Raw genomic sequence first — 21,157 nt, 5'->3', positions numbered from 1 at the left:
GACACCTCTAAAGTTCATAATGAAGAGAAAACTTCTTCACAACCCACTCGCAAATTTTATACCGAATACTATATACTAATGTCCTTTACTAAATTATAAGCTAATATTATTAAGCGCTATGTATAAAATTTCAGTTTATATCCCGAGTCATCACTTAGAATCCGTCAAATTAGCCATGTTTGATCAAGGCGGTGGTCGATTAGGAAATTATGAACACTGTGCTTGGCAAGTACTAGGACAAGGTCAATTTCGTCCTACGGCGCAGGCCCATCCTTTTTTAGGTCAAAAAGGGATTGTAGAAACGACTGACGAATATTTAGTCGAAATGCTTTGTGAAGAAAAATTTATTAAATCGGTCATAGCGGCTTTAAAAAAATGCCATCCCTATGAAGAACCTGCCTTTTCGGTGGTTCGATTAGAAAATTCCTATGAGGCAATAAAACCCCATGTCTAAGCTACTTCGTGTTTTATTTACGTTTATTGGTGCTGTTATTTTATTGGGCCTAGTTTCATTGATAGGTCTCGTGGTATTTGTAAACCCTAATGATCTTAAACCACAAATTAGTCAAGCCGTCACCCAGTTTACTGGCCGTCAGCTGCAATTAGGCGGAGACATACAATGGTCTATTTTCCCATGGCTAGGATTACAATTATGTAATGCTAAACTGACTAATAATCCTGGTTTTGGTAAGAATCCATTCGCACAAATTAAAAAGCTGGATATTCAAGTTCGTTTACTTCCTTTATTACATAAACAATTAGAAATTGGTAAATTACAAGTGAATGGTCTCACACTTTATTTGCTAAAAAATGCTAAAGGTCGAGTCAACTGGGAAGGGCCACTGACCTCTTCTAAAAAAACTTCTAGTCATTCAGAAAATAACCGTTTAGAGCGTTTAAAACCCATAGGATTTATCGTAACTGGTTTAGGCATTCGGGATGGACATATTATTTATGTTGATCAACAAAAAAATAAACGCTTTGAAATAACGCATCTCCAATTTAAGAGTGCTAACCTTGCTATTAATAAAAGCTCACCCTTTGATATTCAGTTTAACTTAATTTCTAACGAACCCACGATTAATGCGGCTATTAAATTACGATCGAATATTTTACTCAGTACTGACAAGAATCATCTAGAATTTAATCATTTTAATTTAAATACTTTATTAAAAGGTCCTAATTATGCTAAAGGCGAACTTCCTCTGTCTTTAAAAGGCCACATCGATATTGATTTGAATAAACAGGATATCATTGCGGATCAACTGGTCGCCATCATTAATCAAATTAAACTAACAGGACGCATCACAGGTCAAAATTTTTTAAAGAATCCTCGCTTTGCCGGCAACTTAAACAGCCCGCAAATTAAGACCGGACAATTAATTTTTCAGCAAATACATCTTGGCTTTCAATTTAAAAATAATTTGCTGACGCTTAATCCAATAAATGCCCAATTTTATCAAGGTCATTATCAAGGTAATGCCTCTATCAATCTTAATCCAAAAGTACCTTTTATCACTGCTCAAAATCAATTTAATCAAATTAATACCGCATTGCTATTTCAAGATCTGATTAATCAAAGTCGGCTACAATTGTCCGGTTTAGCGACACTCAATCTGAACCTATCAACGCAAGGAGATACCGCTGATGCGCTCACAAGAAATTTGAATGGACAAGGCCGCTTTAACTTAGATCAAGGTGCTTTAAAAGGGGTTAATTTGTCGTATTGGATAGCTTTAGGCAAAGCCTTACTTAAGCATGAAGTCGCGCCTAAGAACACGGGTTCGGATACCCCGTTTGATAAATTTAACGGTAGTTTTAATATTAATCAGGGTGTCGTCAATAACAATGATTTAATCATCCGTAGTGGCCGTTTACGCGTTAATGGTAAAGGGGTTTTAAATTTACCGCTACAACAAATTAATTATGAATTACAAGCACAACCCATATTATCGGATGGGAGTCCTGAAGGAATTGCCATACCTATTAGAATTTCAGGACCTTTACAACATCCTTCTATTAGCCCCATTCTGGATCAATTAAGTATTGATATCATCAAAGAAAAACTTAAAGGGAAACTCGGTGATGCATTAAAAAAATTAGATCTGAACAAACTATTTCACTAATTGCTCAATTAAAACATCAAGTAACCCATTTTTACAAAAACCACCCGTGACACTAACCGCTAAACAATTCCAACAAAAAATGTTAGCCTGGTTTAGTCGATCGGGCCGCAAACATCTACCCTGGCAACAAACAAAATCTCCTTATTCTATTTGGCTTTCGGAAATCATGCTGCAACAGACACAAGTTGTAACAGTGATTCCCTATTTTCAACGTTTTATACAACATTTTCCAACACTGTCCTCACTCGCTAAAGCCGATATCGATGAAGTCATTCGGCTCTGGTCAGGCTTAGGTTATTATGCACGAGCACGTAATTTACATCGCTGCGCGCAAATCGTTGAAAAAGAATATTCAGGTAAATTTCCGCAAGATTTATTGTTATTACAAAATTTGCCAGGCATCGGCCGATCAACCGCGGGAGCCATACTGGCCTTAGCCTTTAACCTACCCGCCGCCATACTTGATGGTAATGTGAAACGTGTATTAACCCGATTTCATACCCTCTCAGGCTGGTCTGGTTTAAGCAAAGTCAATAAACAATTATGGGCTTTAGCTGAACTTTATACACCAAAAAACAAACATATCCGTCATTACACACAAGCGATGATGGATCTAGGTGCACTGGTTTGCACACGCACACAACCCAAATGTACGGAATGTCCTTTGCAAAGCCATTGCAAAGCTTATACTGAAAAGAGCACGGCAAATTATCCGTCACCCAAACCACGTAAAACTAACCCTTATCGTGCTATCACGATGGTAATCTTAATCAATGAGCATCAGGAAATTTTGCTAGAAAAAAGGCCACCGAGCGGAATTTGGGGTGGGTTATGGAGCTTGCCAGAATGTTCTATTACAGAAAAAGTAACAAATTTTTGCAAAAAACATTATCATTGTGAAATAGAAAAACCTATCAAAAAATACCCCTTTTTAAAGCATACGTTTAGTCATTTTCAACTTGAAATTAGACCCGTTCTCATTCAGGTTAAACATTGGCATCCGCCACTGATGGAATCTAACTGTATAGTCTGGTATAACAGGCAACAATTAGCATTAAGAGGCGTTGCCGCACCTGTCAAAAAATTATTAAGCCAAATATGCGCATAGAAACTGGAGTTTTGGCTGCTGCGAAGAGGGTTGCGAGCTAAACGGCAACACAGAAAAAATTCAAGTGCAAAGAGTCTATTTATGAGCCGAACTATTTATTGCATTAAACTACACACACAAGCAGAAGGACTTGATTATCTCCCTTATCCTGGAGAATTAGGTCAGCGTATCTATCAATCCATTAGCAAACCTGCTTGGCAACAATGGGTAAACCATCAAACAATGCTCATCAATGAGTATCGCTTAAGTACATTTGAACCTCAAGCACGTGAATTTTTAAAAAAAGAAATGGAAAAATTTTTATTTGGATCTGACGAAATACCGAGTACACCTCCTGCAGAGTAATCCTCATTAAAATCCCATAGGTGATTTTATCTCATTAAAAAGGTGATCTATGACAGCCAATGCTTTTCCACAACCGCTTGCTCAATCTATTTTAAAACGTCGACCGGGCTTCCAACCTAAGATTGGAATTATTTTAGGTTCAGGCTTAGCTGATATTGCGAATAAAATGACTGACTGTATCTCGATTCCCTATGCTGAACTCACTGGCTTCCCAGTGAGTAGCGTCGTAGGACATCATGGAAAAATGATACTCGGCTACCTGAATAAAATACCTATCGTCTGCTGCCAAGGACGTGTTCATCTTTATGAAGGAATGCAAGGCAAAGACTTCAAACTATTTATCCGCACCTTAAAATGTTTGGGCTGCCATACATTAATAATGACTAATGCGGTAGGATCATTAAATAAAAATGTAAAATCAGGTCAATTGGTTTTAATTTCGGATCATATTAATTTGCATCCGATGAATCCTCTCATAGGCCCCAATGATGAAGAATTTGGCCCCCGTTTCTTCCCCATGGATGATGCTTATGATTTAGGTATCCGACACCTTATTCAGCAGACCGCAAAAAAGCTCTCTATCTCTCTCAACGAGGGTGTTTATGTGAGTGTTTTAGGACCTAATTTTGAAACTCCAGCAGAAATTCGTGCCTTTCGACAGTTAGGCGCTGATGTGGTAGGGATGTCCACTGTTCCTGAAGTGATTGTTGCTAGACATTGTGGTTTAAAAGTGGCTGTCATTTCTGTGGTAACCAATCTAGCAGCGGGTCTTAGCGATGAACCCATTACGCATGAAGGCACCGTCCATTTTGCTGCTAAAGCGAGCAACCATCTAGGCCGATTGCTCGAATCGGTAGTCGTGCCTATCGCTAACAGTCAAAAATTCCCGTGCGAAGAGTAATATTTATTGTATGGTATAACCACCATCCACATTTACTAATGCGCCTGTCATAAAAGAAGCGGCATCACTGCATAAAAACCCGACAACCTGCGCGACTTCTTCAGGTTTCCCGACTCGCTTCAAAGGTAATTTTTCAGCACTCTGCTCTTGAATAGAAGCGAATGTTAATCCCGTTTTTTGCTGAAATTGTTCTAAAACAGCTTGATACATTGGTGTATCAATAGTGCCTGGACAGACACAATTCACTCGAATTCCATATTGAGCATAATCTAATGCCGTACTTTTAGCCAATTGTGCAATAGCTGCTTTACTGGCACCATAAATAGCGCATTGTTCTTTGGCAATAAAAGCTTGATCCGAAGCCATTAAAACGATTGAGCCGTTTCTTTGTTGTTTCATGCGAGGTAATACTTGCTGCAAGCAATAAATCGTGCCGAATAAATTGGTTGCAAAGACTTTTTGTATGGCTTCATTAGAACTTTCTTCGATATTAGCAAATAAATGGATACCCGCATTACAAAAAAGATAATCAATCCTAGGGGTTTTTTGAAGAATATTATCCATTGCTGATTTAACCTGATCTGCATTCGCAACATCGCACTCTAAATAATAAATCGACTGAGTGGCGACATCGATCCATTTTTTTTTATCGAGTATATAAACTTTTGCTCCGGCAGCGCTAAATAAAGCAACGGTTGCCGCGCCAATACCTGATGATCCGCCGGTTATTATTATTGTTTTACTTTGAAACATCCGATCCCTCGCACTTCGATCTCTCCAAAAGACGTAGCTTGTGAAAGTTCAATTAAGGATTGGCGCCATAATTCTAATAACGCCATAAAAGTGACTACAACGCCCATACGCCCTTCATCAAATTTGAATAACTCAGTAAATTTTAGAGGGGATTGCGCCGTTATTTTTTTCAAAATTTGCGACATACGTTCCTTAATCGACAAAGGCTCTTCGGCAATGGGATGATGCGTCCTTAAAGCCGCTCTGGCTAAAACCGCTTGAAAAGCCTCTACTAACTCCTCTAAAGCCAAGGGCGGAGCTTGTCTGGGATTTTCTGTCGAGACGGGTGGAAGCCCTGCTTCAGCCATTGCTAAAAAAACATCCCGCCCTAGACGGGGCAATTGCTCTAAGGCCTGTGCCGCTTGTTTAGTCCTTTCATATTCTTGTAAACGGCGGATTAATTCAGCGCGTGGATCCGCTTCATCATTCGTTGGGGTCTCAGTAGGCTTAGGTAAAAGCAAGCGCGATTTAATTTCAGTCAATATGGCTGCCATGACCAGATATTCTGCAGCTAATTCAATTTCTAATACCTGCATCAACTCAATATATTGCATATATTGGCGGGTTATTTCGGCAACTGGAATATCTAAAATATCAAAATTTTGCTTTTTTATCAGATATAACAACAGATCTAAAGGGCCTGTAAAAGCTTCTAACAGTACTTCTAAAGCCTGAGGGGGAATATACAGATCGTAAGGTAACTGAACCAAGGGTTGACCACGTATCGTGGCAATAGGCGCATCGCCGATTAGTGTCGTAGCTAGTCTATTTTCACTCATAGCGCCAGTGTAATCGTTATAATCCAAAAAATCTAAAAAAAACCGATAATAACCCTTGTAATAGCGGGCCTAAGATTCTGCCCAGAATACCGCTGGCCAATAAAAGTACTAAAATAAGAAAGCCATATACCTCTAATTTATTAAACTGGTACGCCATTGCAGGTGACAAAAAACTGGCCACCACGCGACTACCATCTAGGGGGGGGATCGGAAGAAGGTTTAACAACATTAATACCAAGTTAATTGATATGCCAATCTGAGCCATGTAAATAACCGGATCATTATCGAATCCCATCGCAATTTTGGCGATACCCACCCACAAAAAAGCCATCATGAGATTAGCCAAAGGACCTGCCGCAGCGACTAAGGCCATATCACGTCTGGGATTTTTAAGATTTTGCCAAGTAATGGGTACTGGCTTAGCCCAGCCAAATATAAACCCCCCTAGGGAAAAAAGGATAGCTGGGACAATAATGGTCCCGATGGGGTCAATATGCTTCAATGGATTCAAGGTTAAGCGACCTAATAGTTTAGCCGTTGGATCCCCACATTTTGAGGCAACCCAACCATGTGCCGTTTCATGGACGGTAATAGCAAATAATAAAGGTATTACCCAAAGTATTATTTTTTGACCTAAAGAAAAGCCACCTATCATCTCTTCACTCAATCGTTCATTAAAAATGAAAGTATATACTCATTTGAGTCAAATAGGCGAATGCGCTTTTTGTGATTTTCGCCCCAATATAAGGCCCTATCCCCGTTTAACTTGTTTATTTTGCAAAAACGATTAAGTCATTTCCAAAAAATCCTTACTCTTAAAATTAATGCCTTAATGAATGCTATATTTTAAATAATAGTTAATAAATAGTTAAGTTTCTTCGGTTACTATTCATACAATAAACTAATAAATCTAGAAAAAACTGAATCTTATTATGAAGTCAAATCTAAAATTAAAACTAGCTAAAAAGGATAATCTAGACCTAACACATAAAATCGAACAACTTAAAAACTATCTTTTACAACAATTCCCTGAGCAAGACTTAATTTTATCTGACAATACCAATTCAAGTCGTTCTTTTTTTCAACCGATCAAACCCATTGGACCCATTTCAATCCAATTACTAAATACGACACTCCAAGAACATTTTCAATGTTTACTAAAGTATAAAGCACCTACCATTCATTCGGAAACTCTTTATAAAGATTTATTGCGCTTTATACAAACTCATTGTAAGGAACAAGTCGAAACTAATCATGCGAGAAATCACTTAAAAATTTGCTTTTAAAATTCTAAATTTTCTAGTATATCTCTCGCTAAAATCTAACTCATTTACTTTTAAGCAGCTTAACCTAACATGCCAAAGATAAAAAATAATCTATCCCTTTTAACCTCTAAAAAAAATTTTTTGGATGCGAAACAAGTCAGCAATCCAGACGAATTAGAGCGTTACTTAATAACTCTTATGGAAGTTGCTAATAAACACTATCAGACTGCTCATCTCCAGTCTAAAAATAATCTAGATACCAAAGAATTTAGTTCTTGCAAGGAAAAATTCCGAGAAATCATGTCTATTATTGAAAAAAAAGGAAATCCTACTCAGTTAACTAATGAACTTTATTTTGAAGCATGGACATCAATGCTCTATTGTGATGTCTACACTTTAAATTTGGATCCAGAAACAGAAGAAAAATTAAATGGATTAAACAAAAAAATTCTAGCCATCGAAATTGATTTTAATCAATTAGTTATAAAAAAAATAAGCTTAGAATCAAACGATAAAAATAAAAACTCACTTAAACAATTAAAACATATCGATAACTTTCAGCAATTTTGGATAGTTAGTCAAAATAGTCTGAAAGCAGAGTATTGTTATAATTTTGCAGAATTTTTAATAAAAAAGTCAAGCTTTGAAAAGTCCATTTATTATTTTAAAAAATCTGCTAGCTTCTATAGAGAAGCCGCTAAAAAATCTATTCATGCTCAGCATAAGATGAAACTCTTAAACTTTGCCAATCAAACAAATAAACGTATCCAGTTCATTCAGGAACGATCCAACCAAAATCAGTGTAACGTATTAACTCCTCCGCTAAAAAAATTGGTCATTCATCTGAAAAAACTACCCGATGCATTATCACCACGATGGAAAATAATTAATAACCCCTCCTTATTATTTCCATCTAAAACTAAAAGCTCCCCCAAAACAACCAATTTAGTTAAAAATTCTACTCCTTCCCATCCTATAAAAAGAAAACGAACGCTATTCACAAATCTTACATCAAGTGATGAACTCAGTTATCAAAAAACTAAAAAACTAAAAAAAATGTCTCCTATTTGCCAATTAAGGTCCTTATGGATCATAGAGTGTGAAAAAATAGTCGATAAATTTAAACAACTTAGCATAGAGATTGATCTCGTTCATCTATCAAACAATAAAAAATCGTTTAATGAACGTAAAGCTATTGTTCATAATAACTATGCTATTTTCCTAGTAGAAGATTTAAATAATATAGAAAAAAAATACTCTGATGCCCAAAAAATTACTTCTTTAAAGAAAGCGGCACAACTCCTCGAAAAATCTATAGAATTTTATAAAAAAACGCATTTATCTGAAAAAAAAGAAGCTTTAGAGCAATGCATAACTACGCTTAAATCCAGTCTGATAAAGTTAGAAACTACCATTAATCAAATGGCTAACTCTAAGGATTCTCCATCAATTAAAGCACAAAAATGCCGAACAAAATCAACAATAACTCTCTCTGATGAAAAACTTTTTGACTATCAAGGGATTTATTCTACTCGATTAGCTTGTAAATTTTTTAAAGATTCTTTTACTGACACCCCTATAAACAACCTAAATCTAAGAAAAGTTTACCTTAGGCCTAAACTCGCTCAAGTGAGTAAAATCTTGTAAAATTGAGAAGAAATTTTTCAATCAAAAAAAAGCGGAGTAGCACGCATGACTTACCAGCATATTCAGATTCCAAGTTCAGGCGAGAAAATATCAGTAAATTCCGACTATTCCTTAAATGTCCCGAATCAACCTATCATTCCTTTTATTGAAGGGGATGGTATCGGTGTTGATATTACGCCGGCTATGCGACTCGTCGTCGATGCGGCTATCCGCAAGGCTTATGGTGATAACCGTCGAATTGCTTGGATGGAAATCTATGCCGGTGAAAAAGCCACGCACGTTTATGGCACTGATGTTTGGCTACCCGAAGAAACACTCACTACAGTACGTGATTATGTGGTTTCTATCAAAGGTCCACTCACGACACCTGTAGGCGGAGGTATCCGCTCCTTAAATGTGGCATTGCGCCAACAACTGGATCTGTATGTTTGTTTACGACCGATCCGTTATTTTAAAGGGGTACCAAGCCCGGTTCGCGAACCTGAAAAAACCAATATGGTTATTTTCAGAGAAAACTCTGAAGATATTTATGCAGGAATAGAGTGGGAAGCCGACAGTAAAGAAGCCAAAAAATTGATCGCCTTCTTACAAGATGACATGGGTGTTAAAAAGATTCGCTTTCCTGAACATTGTGGCATTGGCATTAAACCCGTCTCGAAAGAAGGAACACAACGATTGGTAAAATGCGCCATTCAATATGCCATAACTCACGATCTGCCTTCAGTCACCTTAGTACATAAAGGCAACATCATGAAATTCACCGAAGGTGCGTTTAAAGATTGGGGTTATGCGGTCGCTAAAGAACAATTTGGCGCAGAACTGCTCGACGGAGGACCTTGGATGTGCCTAAAAAATCCGAAAACCACTAAAGAAATTATTATTAAAGATTTCATTGCCGATGCCTTTTTACAACAAATTCTACTCCGTCCAGCGGAATACAGTGTCATAGCGACATTAAATCTGAATGGCGATTATATCTCCGATGCTTTAGCGGCGCAGGTCGGTGGTATCGGCATTGCTCCTGGCGCCAACCTGAGCGATAAAGTGGCTATGTTTGAAGCAACCCATGGCACAGCACCCAAATATGCCGGTCAAAATAAAGTCAATCCCGGATCGCTGATCCTATCCGCTGAAATGATGCTACGACATCTGGGTTGGAACGAAGCAGCCGATTACATCCTAATCGGGATGGAAGGCGCTATATTAGCCAAAACCGTGACTTATGACTTTGCGCGTTTAATGAACCATGCCAAAGAAGTCAGTTGTTCTGATTTTGCTCAATCTATCGTCGATCATATGAGCAATAAACACACACTGGCATCGGCTACAACATTAGAAAAATAATTATTTTTCTAATCTGCCATGAGTTAAGAGGAAAATTTAATTTTCCTTTTAGCATCATCCCCCTTAAGCACTTTTATCCTGCTGAAAAAACATTACCTCGTATGGGAAAAATACACCCTACCCCTCTCTGCGTTTAAAAGGTTTAAAATTAAGCAAACTCGCAAATCCTTAAATTTCGACTAGGCTAAAAATAAAGGGAAATAATTTTTTCAACATGGACTACCCAGCTTGTATAACAACAGTGAAAAACGCCTTTATGTGTGAATTCACGGATTTGATACGATTCGAAAAGGAGGGCTACCATGTTTAGCAAAGAGCTTGAAGTTAGTTTAAATTCGATATTTAAACAAGCCCGTGAAAAGCGTTATGAATATTTAACGGTTGAACATCTATTGTTAGCGCTTTTAGATGAACCTTCTGCTGTTGCCGCACTAAAAGCGTGCGGAGCGAATTTAAATCGGCTTAAGAACGAGATTAGTAATTTTATTGCAGCAACCACACCTTTGTTTCCTTCTGCTGATCCTAATCTCGATATACAACCCACATTAGGTTTTCAACGGGTGTTACAACGTGCTATTTTTCAAGTACAATCCAGCGGAAAAATGCAAGTACATGGCGTTAATATTTTAGCGGCTATTTTTGGGGAACAAGATAGCCAAGCTATTTATTTTTTACGCCGCGAAAATGTAACACGCTCTGATATATCGAATTACATATCGCAAGGGCTACCTAAATTACAAGATAATTTGGAGCCTAAATTAAATCAGTTTGTGACTGAAGAAGAAGTCACTATAGAAGGTCCTGGAAATAGTCCATTAGAACTTTATGCAATTAATTTAAATAGTAAAGCGCGTCTTGGAAAAATTGATCCTTTAATTGGCCGCGAAGAGGAATTAGCGCGAGTTATTCAAATCCTATGTCGCCGTCGTAAAAACAACCCGTTATTAGTCGGTGAAGCTGGTGTCGGTAAAACTGCGATTGTCGAAGGACTGGCTAAAGCCATTATTGAAAAAAGGGTTCCCTCTGTTCTTGCGAATAGTACCCTTTATTCTTTAGATCTCGGTAGTTTACTTGCTGGAACCAAATATCGTGGTGATTTTGAAAAAAGATTTAAGGCTTTATTAGCTCAGCTCAAACAAGAACCTCAATCCGTACTGTTTATTGATGAGATTCATGTCGTCATTGGTGCCGGCGCTGCCTCGGGTGGTGTCATGGATGCTTCTAATTTAATTAAACCGTTACTCACTACCGGAGAATTAAAATGCATTGGTGCTACCACTTACCAAGAATATCGCAGCATTTTTGAAAAGGATCGGGCATTAGCAAGACGTTTCCAAAAAATTGATGTCCCCGAACCTAATTTAGAAGAAACCATAGCCATTCTACGCGGTCTACGCGATAGACTGGAAACACATCATCATGTGAAATATCGTATGAATGCCTTACGTGCTAGTGTAGAACTGGCTGCACGTTATTTACCCGATCGTTTCTTACCAGACAAAGCCATTGATATCGTGGATGAAGCAGGCGCTTATCAGGCCTTACGACCTAACCATAAAAGAAAGCAAGTCATCGGTATTCATGAGATCGAAGCCATTGTGGCAAAGATGGTACGTATTCCTACACGAAATGTTTCTGCCTCCGACAAAAGTCGTTTACGGCACTTAGAAACAAAATTAAAAGCTCGCGTATTTGGCCAAGGGATAGCCATTGAAAATCTTTGTGCCGCCATGAAATTAACGCGTTCTGGTTTAAGAGAAACCAATAAAACAATTGGGTCCTTTCTTTTCGCAGGCCCAACGGGGGTGGGTAAAACAGAAGTGACGCGTCAATTGGCAGAACTGATGGGCATCGAATTACTGCGCTTTGATATGTCTGAATATATGGAAAGACACAGTGTATCTCGCTTAATAGGAGCTCCTCCGGGTTATATTGGTTATGATCAAGGGGGTTTACTAACCGAAGCAGTGACTAAACATCCTCATGCTGTTTTATTATTGGATGAAATAGAAAAAGCTCATCCTGATATTTTTAATCTCTTATTGCAAGTGATGGATCATGGTAACTTAACGGATACCAATGGTCGAAAAACAGATTTTAGTCATATTATTTTGGTCATGACCAGTAATGCGGGAGCCGATCAGTTTAGCCGTCAAGAGATAGGCTTTACGCCTAATTTAAATCATACTGAAAACTCAGAGGCCATCAAACGCGTATTTTCTCCTGAATTTCGCAATCGCTTGGACGCCACTATTTTCTTTAATTATTTAAATGCAAATATCGTCTCTCAAGTGGTCGATAAATACTTACATGAATTAGAATCACAACTCGAAAAGAAACACGTCACGTTGCAGGTAGACAAACCCGCCCGTGCTTGGTTAGCTCAACATGGTTATGAAAGAAGCATGGGCGCACGTCCAATGATGCGTCTCATTCAGGAACAAATTAAAAAACCGATTGCTGATGAATTACTTTTTGGACGCTTAGTACACGGTGGTCATTTAACATTAACGTGTACCAACGATGAATTACAATTAATTATTTCCGCAAAAGGTAGCGTTATTACGCCTCCTGAGCAAAATAAAAATCTAACTCAAGCCCCGATTAGCTAGGCTTAGATTTATCAGGCTCGGATCCTTTACCGCGAAATATGATACGACCTTTGCTGAGATCATAAGGTGTCATTTCCACTTTCACTTTGTCACCTGTGAGAACACGGATATAACTTTTTCGCATACGTCCAGAAATATGGGCATTTATAACATGCCCATTTTCTAATTCCACCCTAAATAAGGTATTCGGTAAAGTCTCAATGACTGTACCTTCCATCACTATCTGATCTTCTTTGGCCATAAATTACCTAAGGTTAACTCTCTTATGCATTAATACGGCTATGTTGCCGTAAAAGTCATTTGTTTATACTATAACATTTTTTTGCATCAGCCGTTATACTCCTAAACTAAGGAAACTACGATAGGATGCTAGGCAACGGATGACTCACTCATTATCCCAAGTGCATTGCGACGCTAAAAAATTAGGCGATCAACTCAAACAACAGCATTTACAGTTAGTGACTGCAGAATCGTGTACCGGAGGACAATTAGCACAAACCATTTCCAGCGTACCTGGCGCTTCTGCATGGTTTGAGCGTGGTTTTGTGACTTACTCTCGTTTATCTAAACAACAAGTTTTGGGTGTCGATCAGACTCTATTCAATCAATATGGCTCTGTGAGTGAAGAAGTGGTACTCGCAATGGCTACCGGTGCCTTAAACAAAAGCCCTGCCAACGTCAGTATAGCCATTACCGGCATCGCAGGACCTGATAGTGGCACTGAGCAATTGCCAATAGGTACGATATGGACAGCTTGGGTTAGTAAAAATGCTTTCAGTAAAACGCTATGCCAACACTACTCGGGTGATCGATTAATTATTCGTTACGCAGCAGTAGAATTCGCATTAAAAACCTTGTTAAATTTAATAAAGTAAAATATTATCTTGCACAAATTTAGAAACTTTATTTGGTATTATGCTGACGTTTTATAGATAACGTCCGTTAAAAATAATTATTGCACTATCGCTACCCTATTTATCGAAATTATTTTTTCATGGCCTCACACATTCAAATAACCAGTGTCCGTTGCACAATAATAAAAAAAACTTGATGTCTTATCGATCGTTTTAGACAATTGCGCAACCGCTTGTAAACCGTGCTACAAAAGCATTTTTTAACTATCTTAATAAATTACAAGTACACTCTAATCAAGGAGTAAAAAATGCCTTATACCTACCTATCAAAAGAAGAGTTCGATAATAACTATCAAGTATCAGCAAGTTTATTATCAAGTTATATAAAAGAGAATGAGAATAACGTTGCAAATCTGCGTAGCATTGAACAAACTTTTACAAATCAAAATCTTTTTGTTTTAAACGGAGAGAACGGCAAATCATTTTTACATGAAGCTGCAGCACGACAAAATCTTCCTCTCATCACGTTGCTTCAGAAAATCGGCCACGATATTAATCTTCAAGATAATCAATATAAAACACCCTTGTATGATGCGTGTAGTCAATTAAAGTTAGCCTCGGTTATTACTTTGTTAAATTATGGTGCAAACCCGAATTTGGGTAATAGTCACCTTATGTTTCAAGGAAATCGAAATGGCATAGACGGTTTAGTAACGTATCAGGGTGAAACCATTCCTTTAGTAGCTACCATTGAAAGCACAGCGACAGTGACGGCGGAACAGCTTACAACCGCATTAACTCGTATGCAATCTGTTGAGGTTTTTTCCGGTTTAACGACTGAAGAAGCGACGAAACATGCCGCCGCATTGATTGTAAAGAAGCTAATTGAAAAAGGAGTCCGTACTAATCTACAAACCGGCTTGGACAATTTTTCAGCGTTACATCGTGCTATTATCCATACACAAAGTTTGACTGTTAAGGAACTAATCCATTCAGGTCAAGTCAATCCTTACCTTGTTGACCGTGATGGTGAAACAGGCTTACATATGGTCGCTAACTATCGAAGTCAAGAAGAAAAGGAATATAAACTCGCTCAGATTCAAATGCAGGAAGAAAAAGAAATTGCAGAATTAATTATCCCGCATCTTGAAGCGCTTGACATACAAGAAATAAAATACGGAAATACGCCGCTTCATACTGCAGTTATCCGCAGTAATAGGAATGTTGTTAAATCTCTTTATCAAAAAGATTATCTGTTTCAGCATAGAAAGATTTTAAGTATCCAAAATAACGCGGGTAATACTGCCCTACACGAAGCGGTAAAAGTAACCAGACGAGGGCCTAAGGTTTTAAAACTGTTATTACGAGTCGCTACAAACGATGATTTGGCTATCATAAATAATGAAGGCAAAACCGCAAAACAAATGGCAGAACATCTACTGCAAGAATCATCCGTTATAAGTTCTTTAACTCAAGAAATAAAAGTTGCAGAAACCAATCTAGATACACTACTTAACAGCCTACCGCATCGTATTACTCAGTTACACAATTTAGACGATAAGACTGTGAAGACTATATTTGAATGGAAACCATTAAGTCAGCATCAATTAATAGAATTAAAAAAAGCTATTAATCACTTAAATACAGCCATTGATAATTTAGAAACTAATCCGTCTTTTGATACTGAATTATCGGACTTTGAAGAATTAGCGAGTGATATACATAGTTTGTCTTATGACTTAAAGCACTATGAACAGATTGCTTCATCAAAAAAAGGGAATTATCATTCAGTTTTAATAGAAACAGCAGATGAATTACGCTTGCAAGCAGACAAATTAGCTGAAAATATTGATAATGATCTTATTTCTAAAAGCTATCTTGAGATATTAACAAGTGTAAGGCAAGAGGAATATTTTTCTTGGAAAAATCAAATATTAGAACTACCAACCAGTTTTCCAAATTTACCAAACATAAATATTAATTCGCCCGCCTATCAAGCGGATCTAGCCAAAGCGAATCGATTTTTTTACAACGCTGAAGAACAATTATATAAAGGCAATAACAATGATGCAAAAAAGTATATAGAAGAAGCTATTGGAATTTATCATCAGTTAAACGAATACCAACCTCTCGAAGAGGCTTATCAATTTTTAGCGAAAACTGCGGTTAACCGTGAGCCATTATCAATCGCTCGCTATGAAGAAGTAAATCGAAACAAGTTGCTTTCTTTAGAGTATCAGGAAAAATTACAGGGACATTTAGCGCTGGCTGGTCTTTATAAAGAGCTTAAAGAACAAACACTTTCATCTTCATCACCTTTGCCTTCTCCTCTCTCAATCGATGATTTAGTAGCACGTGAATCCTTTCATTACTATGCATCCTATAAACTCACTCAAGGCCATCCGGATAGTGCAGCGCATGTCGTATTACAACGTGAACTCGGAATAGCGAACAATGCTAAATTAGGAACTTATAATATTCAACAATGTGTTGCTGTTATTGCGTTTGATCCTATCAGTAAAAAAGTGGTTTTATCTCATTTCGATAAATATTCTGGGCCTTTAAGCTTTGTCGATCAATTACTCAATGAATTTCCTGGCCAATCTAAGATACATCTCTATATGAGTGGCGCAAGAGATCGAGTCAGTTTGGCATCAAGCACAAGCACCATATCAGATAACAACATAGAACAAGTTTTAAAACAAATATACGCAGAAAAAAATCGTTTTGTTATTCAATCATCTGATTTAGGTGATAAACCATCACCAGAAGCCGTTGTTTTTGATGTAAAGTCTCAACGATTAATACATGCGGTGCCTAACCTTTCTGATAGTAGCCTTGAATCAAGAGAAGTCAATTTTCAATTGCAACGGATAAAAGGGGATTATTTACGCCCTTTAAATCCGGTTGATTTTACAAGAAATGAAATCGATAGAGAAATAAGTTTTTCTATCGAACAACAACAACAAATAGCTTTTGAATACACTCGTTTTACTAAGAACACAGGCCAAACAGAAGCATGGAATCACCAAATATTTTATCCTTTAATGGCAGTGAATAACGAGCTGGCAAGAGTAAATAAACCGAATTTTAGCCAAGGTTTGCTAACTGCGCGCCTAAATACGGAGCAAGATAACGGTAATCTATTGATGGATATCGATGAGGATGTCGCTAGCGATTTGGATATTACTCAACTGCGGTGTATCGGGGGAAACAGACGCAAACGTGAATCCAATTGTGTATTAGATAGCCAAGCAATACTTGACGATCTGAAGAGCTTATCTGAGGCTAAGCAAGCTGAATTTTTGCACTATATTTCTACAAGAACAGTAGGTGGAAAGAAGCAAAAAGAAGTTTCAAAGCTGATTGTTAATAACAAAATAATTAAGCATCTAGGTAAAGTGAGTAAGCTTTCCTCTCATTTAATGGGAGGTATCTTTGCTGAAGGGGCTATCGCTAACTTATTGAAAGGTGATCCTAATGCAGCGATTAATCTGGCAAGTTTTACAGGAAGCAGTTTTCTGTCTACAGGCTTATCTACACTGCTAGATGAAGAGGGAAAGCTTGTGTTAGCGACGACAAAAAAGGTATTTCGAGGCAAATTTTTAAGGGCAAGTGCCCCTTTTGCACGTCGTGGAACCGCTCTATTAATTGGGTATGATTTTTATAATCAAATTAAAGCACTACAAAATGATAGTAGTAATACCGACGCATGGGTAGGCGCGATAAGTGATGGAATTTTCTTGGCAACTGATTTAATAGAAATAGGGATAGAAGTAGCTGAAATCAGTTCAGAAGCCATAGCATTGATGGGTATTTCCGCTGTCACTGGTCCGATAGGCGAGACTGTGGGTGCGATTGTTATGTTGGGAAGTCAGATATATAAAAGTGTCGAAACGGTTGATCGTGAGAATCATTTCGTTCATTTGACCGCTTTTGAAAAATTTAAAGAAGGTTGGCGTGCTTTTTTAGATCTGGAGCCGGAATCCTATATTCAAAACATGCTCGATGAAGTTGTCGAATATGATCATCGATTAGCAGAGAAACTAGAACTCTTAAAAAATCTTCCAGGAATTAAACATCTTATTTTTCCTGCGATTGAAAAAATTGGCGAAAAGCGTCGCGTTATTCAAGAAAAATCTCGCTGCGGAGGCGGATTGGTTTTTCCACCAAGAGATTGTTATAGAGATAAAATAGTCTGTGATCCTATCTTTAATGAGAGTAAAGATAACATTGTCTATTTTAAAGATAAATTCTCTGGGCTTGAGTTAACTAGAGAAAACATCACACCACCATCCGGAACCCAGCTGCTTTGTCTCCCTACGATAACAAAAAGCAAAGTGTCACCTATAGGCTTTTATGCCTGCAAGACAGCCATGGATTTTATCAGCAATCCTATCACCGGAGTAAGCAAGACACTTTGCCTCTCTATAATAAAAGGTAGAAATCTGTTTCCTACAGTGGTTTACCTCTGCCATGCAGCCATTGGTCTTAGTCTTATTAACGATACTACTAGAACAATGGCACTTTATGATCTGGGTGAAGGAGAAGATCATGCAACAGGCTTCAGAAATATTTCTAATGTTTTTATAGTCAATAATGGAGCTAAAGACTATGTAGGAGGCGCTCAAGAGGATACTTATATTGTAAAGGCTAGCGAAGTCGTGACTGCTTTAAATAAAGAAGGAGGGTTAGGGGGGTTAGATGGCCAAGAAGGGGTAGATACATTACTGTTACAAGGATTTCGACCGTTAGCATCAAAAATTATAGTCAATTTTAACGAAGGCGTTTTAAAATACAGTCATAAAACCTTAGCTATCGCCAACATAGAGAAACTCATTGGAGGAGATTTACCGATCTCAGTTGTTACCGCTTGTGATACCCAAGAGATAGACACAACCGGCGGATCCACTTTTACTCAGGCGGACACTGTTTTAATTCCTAAAAATTCGAGTTGTGATTATGTAACAAAATTTTACTTAAAACCCCATAGTGTTTTGAATAATAAAGCCCTACAAGGTCATTTTACTTACACTATCCTACCGGGTGCAGGAATGATATTGGTCAATTTGACGACTGAAAAAGTGTATGAGAAGTTAGCTTCCTCTGGGCATTTGAGACATCAATTTGTGTTTAATACAGAAATTTCAGATTTATATGCTATTTCATCAACAACACAAACAATTACCTTTCATTTTTTAGAGCATAAAATAAAAAAGCTTTTGCGCACTATCCAAACGATTTCTATTGCTAAAAATAATGCGACTAATGACATAACCCTGCATTATCAACTCAAGCCTGGGGCCTTCCTTGATGCAAAATATTTATCATTGCTGCCTGAAGTTCTTAAGTCCCCTTCATCTCAGAAAGCATTAAAGAATCTTTTGAAAAATTGCGATGCTAACGAAAATGTGACTGTTAGCAACCGATCTAAACTACGCCATGTGATCTTTAATCTACTAAAAAGCTCTGGTTTTATTCCGAATGATTTTAAATTGGATTTAAATTATTGTTTACTAAATAAACCTTTTTTTTATTTTATAAGCGGTGCTGAACTTAAAATAATTAATGGAAATAGCTATCTTTTTTATAGGACGGATCAGAGTATAGACGATATTATGACTCTCTATTCGCCCATGGCACGGCGTCTCAATATGATTTGTATTATCAGCACCTTGCTAAATCAAAGAGTTTTAATTGGTCATTATGGCCGCCAAGTCATGTATAATGACGAAAATGCCAAAGAGACTCATTTTAATAGCAATGGTGGCCAAGGTCTTTTTATTATCGAACCACCCTCCTCATTTCGCCTATTTGTCAACAACATTGTTCTTCACCGTGCTAACCATAGCGATCATATAGATACTTTAGATTTTCGACGGCTAAGTGCTAAACTTCAAACTGAGTTAGAAACAAGCGCTAATGCGTTTAAACTGATATTCATATCAAAAGACAACGCTCACCAGTATACCTTAGTGAATAGGTATCGATCATCAGACAATGAATATAATAAACCAGAGAATGATCTTCTTCTTATTTTAGGTATTGTACGGGATGGAACCGTTTTAGATTTTATTACTGTTCGTTTGAAAGATGCTATGCTGACGCATTGGTATAAAGAGTATTTACATATTATTTTAAATGTTGCCCCGCAGAAGATAGTTGGACAACCCCCGAATCTATATCTAGAACCTATTCCCTTAAAACTAGACAATGTGCACCAGCTTATCAGCATAGGCGTTGAAGACGTAGAAAAAAATACTGAAATTATTATTCCTAGAACCTATCATCAATTTAATTTTTATCATCATAATAAGACAAATTTAATAGGGACCAATATACTCAGTTCTATTTCAGAAACAGAAGAACCTTTGAGTATTATTTTAAAAAATTTTTATAAAGAGCCTAAATTAGCGACTTTATCATTTAAATTTTCTAATAAAAAAGTGGTTCTTGCAGAGAAATTAACGGCATTGAATACCGTACCCTACTTCGAAGAGGTGAAAGAAGCACGAGAAAACGCTTTAAAAAAAGAATCGATAGCGATTATTACTTCCAAGCCAATTCCATTCTTTCAAGCAAGTCAAGCTAACCATTTTAATACGAGTAACCTTATTAGGCGACGTCGTTCCGTTGAGTCAGATAATGTCATCAATTCTTTTACTCAGAATACAGAGTCGATACAAGAAAGAGCGGATGCTTACTATGATCACTACGACCAAAGGAAAGAAAAGTGTCGCCTTAAGAAGTTTAGTCATAAATCCAGGAAGGGTTTAGCAGCTTACTCAATGCATCCGACTAATGACCCAACTAAACAACCCATTTCAACCACTCATCAACTAAACGAGATCACTTTCAATAGGCCCTCCATAAAAAAGTCGGCACCGCGTAAGGCGTATTCTAAAGCGGCCCAGCGAACGGACGTACACCCGCCCACATCAGAACAACCCATTATTATTCAAAAAAATACGAATTTTTATAAACGCAGCCTATTTATAAAAAAAAATCCAATGAAAGTCAGGCAATCTAACGGTAAAGCAAATCGCTTTAAAGAAATAGCAAACACACCAGAGAGCTCTCCGTATACGCAGCGAATAGCAGCAACTAAATTGAGTAGCCGCCATCAATCACATCAGCAACAAACTCAATCAGAAGGAATATCACGTGTCACGGCATCTATTGATATACAGAGTACATTATTTGCTCTTTCTTATGCTGCGAAATGTTTAACGGGGAAAAATAATCGACCTATTGTTAATCCTAAAATACGTCGTATTCAGCAACAACTCGAAAGACGGAAACAGTCAAGCCTACCAGGGAGCAACCCTTTATTGCGCTGAGACCTACTATGAAATGAAACATCCCTAAAGACACACAGACAGTC

15 protein-coding genes are annotated in these 21,157 nt (G+C 37.5%); 11 read left to right on the top strand and 4 right to left on the bottom strand.

Going from position 1 to position 21,157, the window contains the following annotated elements; all coding sequences use genetic code 11:
* The first annotated feature begins 118 nt into the window (after positions 1 to 118).
* The 5 genes from ACICP9_RS01465 to ACICP9_RS01445 all read left to right on the top strand — a co-directional run bounded on the left by ACICP9_RS01465 (position 119) and on the right by ACICP9_RS01445 (position 4,480).
* Entirely contained in the window at positions 119 to 454 is a 336-nt protein-coding gene (locus tag ACICP9_RS01465) for an NGG1p interacting factor NIF3 (protein WP_395498270.1), read from the top strand.
* Complete coding sequence (locus ACICP9_RS01460) at positions 447 to 2,126, top strand: AsmA family protein (protein WP_395498268.1); 1,680 nt, start codon at positions 447 to 449, stop codon at positions 2,124 to 2,126. Before ACICP9_RS01465 ends, ACICP9_RS01460 begins: the two co-directional genes overlap by 8 nt.
* Before the next feature lie 46 nt (positions 2,127 to 2,172).
* On the top strand, positions 2,173 to 3,234 hold the full coding sequence (gene mutY, locus ACICP9_RS01455) for an A/G-specific adenine glycosylase (RefSeq protein WP_395498266.1): 1,062 nt from the start codon (positions 2,173 to 2,175) through the stop codon (positions 3,232 to 3,234).
* 81 nt (positions 3,235 to 3,315) lie between these two features.
* Complete coding sequence (locus tag ACICP9_RS01450; RefSeq protein WP_395498264.1) at positions 3,316 to 3,579, top strand: oxidative damage protection protein; 264 nt, start codon at positions 3,316 to 3,318, stop codon at positions 3,577 to 3,579.
* Positions 3,580 to 3,628: 49 nt separating this feature from the next.
* Positions 3,629 to 4,480, top strand: a complete 852-nt coding sequence (locus ACICP9_RS01445) for a purine-nucleoside phosphorylase (RefSeq protein ID WP_395498262.1) — start codon at positions 3,629 to 3,631, stop codon at positions 4,478 to 4,480.
* Positions 4,481 to 4,483: 3 nt separating this feature from the next.
* On the opposite strand, the gene ACICP9_RS01440 is transcribed toward ACICP9_RS01445, so the two are convergent.
* The 3 genes from ACICP9_RS01440 to ACICP9_RS01430 are packed head-to-tail and all read right to left on the bottom strand — an operon-like array spanning position 4,484 to position 6,706.
* Positions 4,484 to 5,233: an SDR family NAD(P)-dependent oxidoreductase gene (locus tag ACICP9_RS01440; protein WP_395498260.1), complete on the bottom strand. Its 750-nt coding sequence runs from the start codon at positions 5,231 to 5,233 to the stop codon at positions 4,484 to 4,486.
* Positions 5,212 to 6,051 (bottom strand): segregation and condensation protein A, encoded by an 840-nt coding sequence (locus tag ACICP9_RS01435; RefSeq protein WP_395498258.1) that lies wholly within the window; start codon positions 6,049 to 6,051, stop codon positions 5,212 to 5,214. The genes ACICP9_RS01440 and ACICP9_RS01435 overlap by 22 nt, the downstream gene beginning before the upstream one ends.
* A gap of 16 nt (positions 6,052 to 6,067) precedes the next feature.
* Positions 6,068 to 6,706, bottom strand: coding sequence for a site-2 protease family protein (locus ACICP9_RS01430; RefSeq protein ID WP_071662074.1), 639 nt, complete (start codon positions 6,704 to 6,706; stop codon positions 6,068 to 6,070).
* A gap of 277 nt (positions 6,707 to 6,983) precedes the next feature.
* Between ACICP9_RS01430 and ACICP9_RS01425 the strand changes: the two genes are divergently transcribed.
* The 4 genes from ACICP9_RS01425 to clpA all read left to right on the top strand — a co-directional run bounded on the left by ACICP9_RS01425 (position 6,984) and on the right by clpA (position 12,919).
* Positions 6,984 to 7,337: a hypothetical protein gene (locus ACICP9_RS01425; protein ID WP_395498256.1), complete on the top strand. Its 354-nt coding sequence runs from the start codon at positions 6,984 to 6,986 to the stop codon at positions 7,335 to 7,337.
* Between the two features lie 69 nt (positions 7,338 to 7,406).
* Complete coding sequence (locus tag ACICP9_RS01420; RefSeq protein WP_395498254.1) at positions 7,407 to 8,963, top strand: hypothetical protein; 1,557 nt, start codon at positions 7,407 to 7,409, stop codon at positions 8,961 to 8,963.
* 45 nt (positions 8,964 to 9,008) lie between these two features.
* Positions 9,009 to 10,307: an NADP-dependent isocitrate dehydrogenase gene (gene icd, locus ACICP9_RS01415; RefSeq protein ID WP_395498252.1), complete on the top strand. Its 1,299-nt coding sequence runs from the start codon at positions 9,009 to 9,011 to the stop codon at positions 10,305 to 10,307.
* Positions 10,308 to 10,609: 302 nt separating this feature from the next.
* Positions 10,610 to 12,919 (top strand): ATP-dependent Clp protease ATP-binding subunit ClpA, encoded by a 2,310-nt coding sequence (clpA, locus tag ACICP9_RS01410; RefSeq protein ID WP_071662070.1) that lies wholly within the window; start codon positions 10,610 to 10,612, stop codon positions 12,917 to 12,919.
* Here the strand turns inward: clpA and infA are convergent.
* On the bottom strand, positions 12,912 to 13,160 hold the full coding sequence (gene infA, locus ACICP9_RS01405) for a translation initiation factor IF-1 (RefSeq protein WP_071662069.1): 249 nt from the start codon (positions 13,158 to 13,160) through the stop codon (positions 12,912 to 12,914). The two genes, clpA and infA, sit on opposite strands and share 8 nt — an antisense overlap.
* Positions 13,161 to 13,299: 139 nt before the next feature.
* Between infA and ACICP9_RS01400 the strand changes: the two genes are divergently transcribed.
* Positions 13,300 to 13,794, top strand: a complete 495-nt coding sequence (locus ACICP9_RS01400; RefSeq protein ID WP_395498250.1) for a CinA family protein — start codon at positions 13,300 to 13,302, stop codon at positions 13,792 to 13,794.
* Positions 13,795 to 14,081: 287 nt separating this feature from the next.
* A complete protein-coding gene (locus ACICP9_RS01395) occupies positions 14,082 to 21,113 on the top strand; it encodes an ankyrin repeat domain-containing protein (protein WP_395498248.1) in 7,032 nt (2,343 codons plus the stop codon).
* Positions 21,114 to 21,157 lie beyond the last annotated feature (44 nt).

This window comes from Rickettsiella endosymbiont of Litargus connexus (assembly GCF_964277335.1).
In the GTDB taxonomy this organism is placed as follows: Bacteria; Pseudomonadota; Gammaproteobacteria; order Diplorickettsiales; family Diplorickettsiaceae; genus Aquirickettsiella; species Aquirickettsiella isopodorum.
The sequence above is the reverse complement of the archived record's forward strand: the minus strand, read 5'-3'. Positions and strand labels throughout refer to the sequence as shown.

Coding starts and splice junctions, on each gene's coding strand:
- ACICP9_RS01465 (WP_395498270.1), top strand. CDS start 119: ATGTATAAAATTTCAGTTTATATCCCGAGTCATCACTTAGAATCCGTC.
- ACICP9_RS01460 (WP_395498268.1), top strand. CDS start 447: ATGTCTAAGCTACTTCGTGTTTTATTTACGTTTATTGGTGCTGTTATT.
- ACICP9_RS01450 (WP_395498264.1), top strand. CDS start 3,316: ATGAGCCGAACTATTTATTGCATTAAACTACACACACAAGCAGAAGGA.
- ACICP9_RS01445 (WP_395498262.1), top strand. CDS start 3,629: ATGACAGCCAATGCTTTTCCACAACCGCTTGCTCAATCTATTTTAAAA.
- ACICP9_RS01440 (WP_395498260.1), bottom strand. CDS start 5,233: ATGTTTCAAAGTAAAACAATAATAATAACCGGCGGATCATCAGGTATT.
- ACICP9_RS01435 (WP_395498258.1), bottom strand. CDS start 6,051: ATGAGTGAAAATAGACTAGCTACGACACTAATCGGCGATGCGCCTATT.
- ACICP9_RS01430 (WP_071662074.1), bottom strand. CDS start 6,706: ATGATAGGTGGCTTTTCTTTAGGTCAAAAAATAATACTTTGGGTAATA.
- ACICP9_RS01425 (WP_395498256.1), top strand. CDS start 6,984: ATGAAGTCAAATCTAAAATTAAAACTAGCTAAAAAGGATAATCTAGAC.
- ACICP9_RS01420 (WP_395498254.1), top strand. CDS start 7,407: ATGCCAAAGATAAAAAATAATCTATCCCTTTTAACCTCTAAAAAAAAT.
- icd (WP_395498252.1), top strand. CDS start 9,009: ATGACTTACCAGCATATTCAGATTCCAAGTTCAGGCGAGAAAATATCA.
- clpA (WP_071662070.1), top strand. CDS start 10,610: ATGTTTAGCAAAGAGCTTGAAGTTAGTTTAAATTCGATATTTAAACAA.
- infA (WP_071662069.1), bottom strand. CDS start 13,160: ATGGCCAAAGAAGATCAGATAGTGATGGAAGGTACAGTCATTGAGACT.
- ACICP9_RS01400 (WP_395498250.1), top strand. CDS start 13,300: ATGACTCACTCATTATCCCAAGTGCATTGCGACGCTAAAAAATTAGGC.
- ACICP9_RS01395 (WP_395498248.1), top strand. CDS start 14,082: ATGCCTTATACCTACCTATCAAAAGAAGAGTTCGATAATAACTATCAA.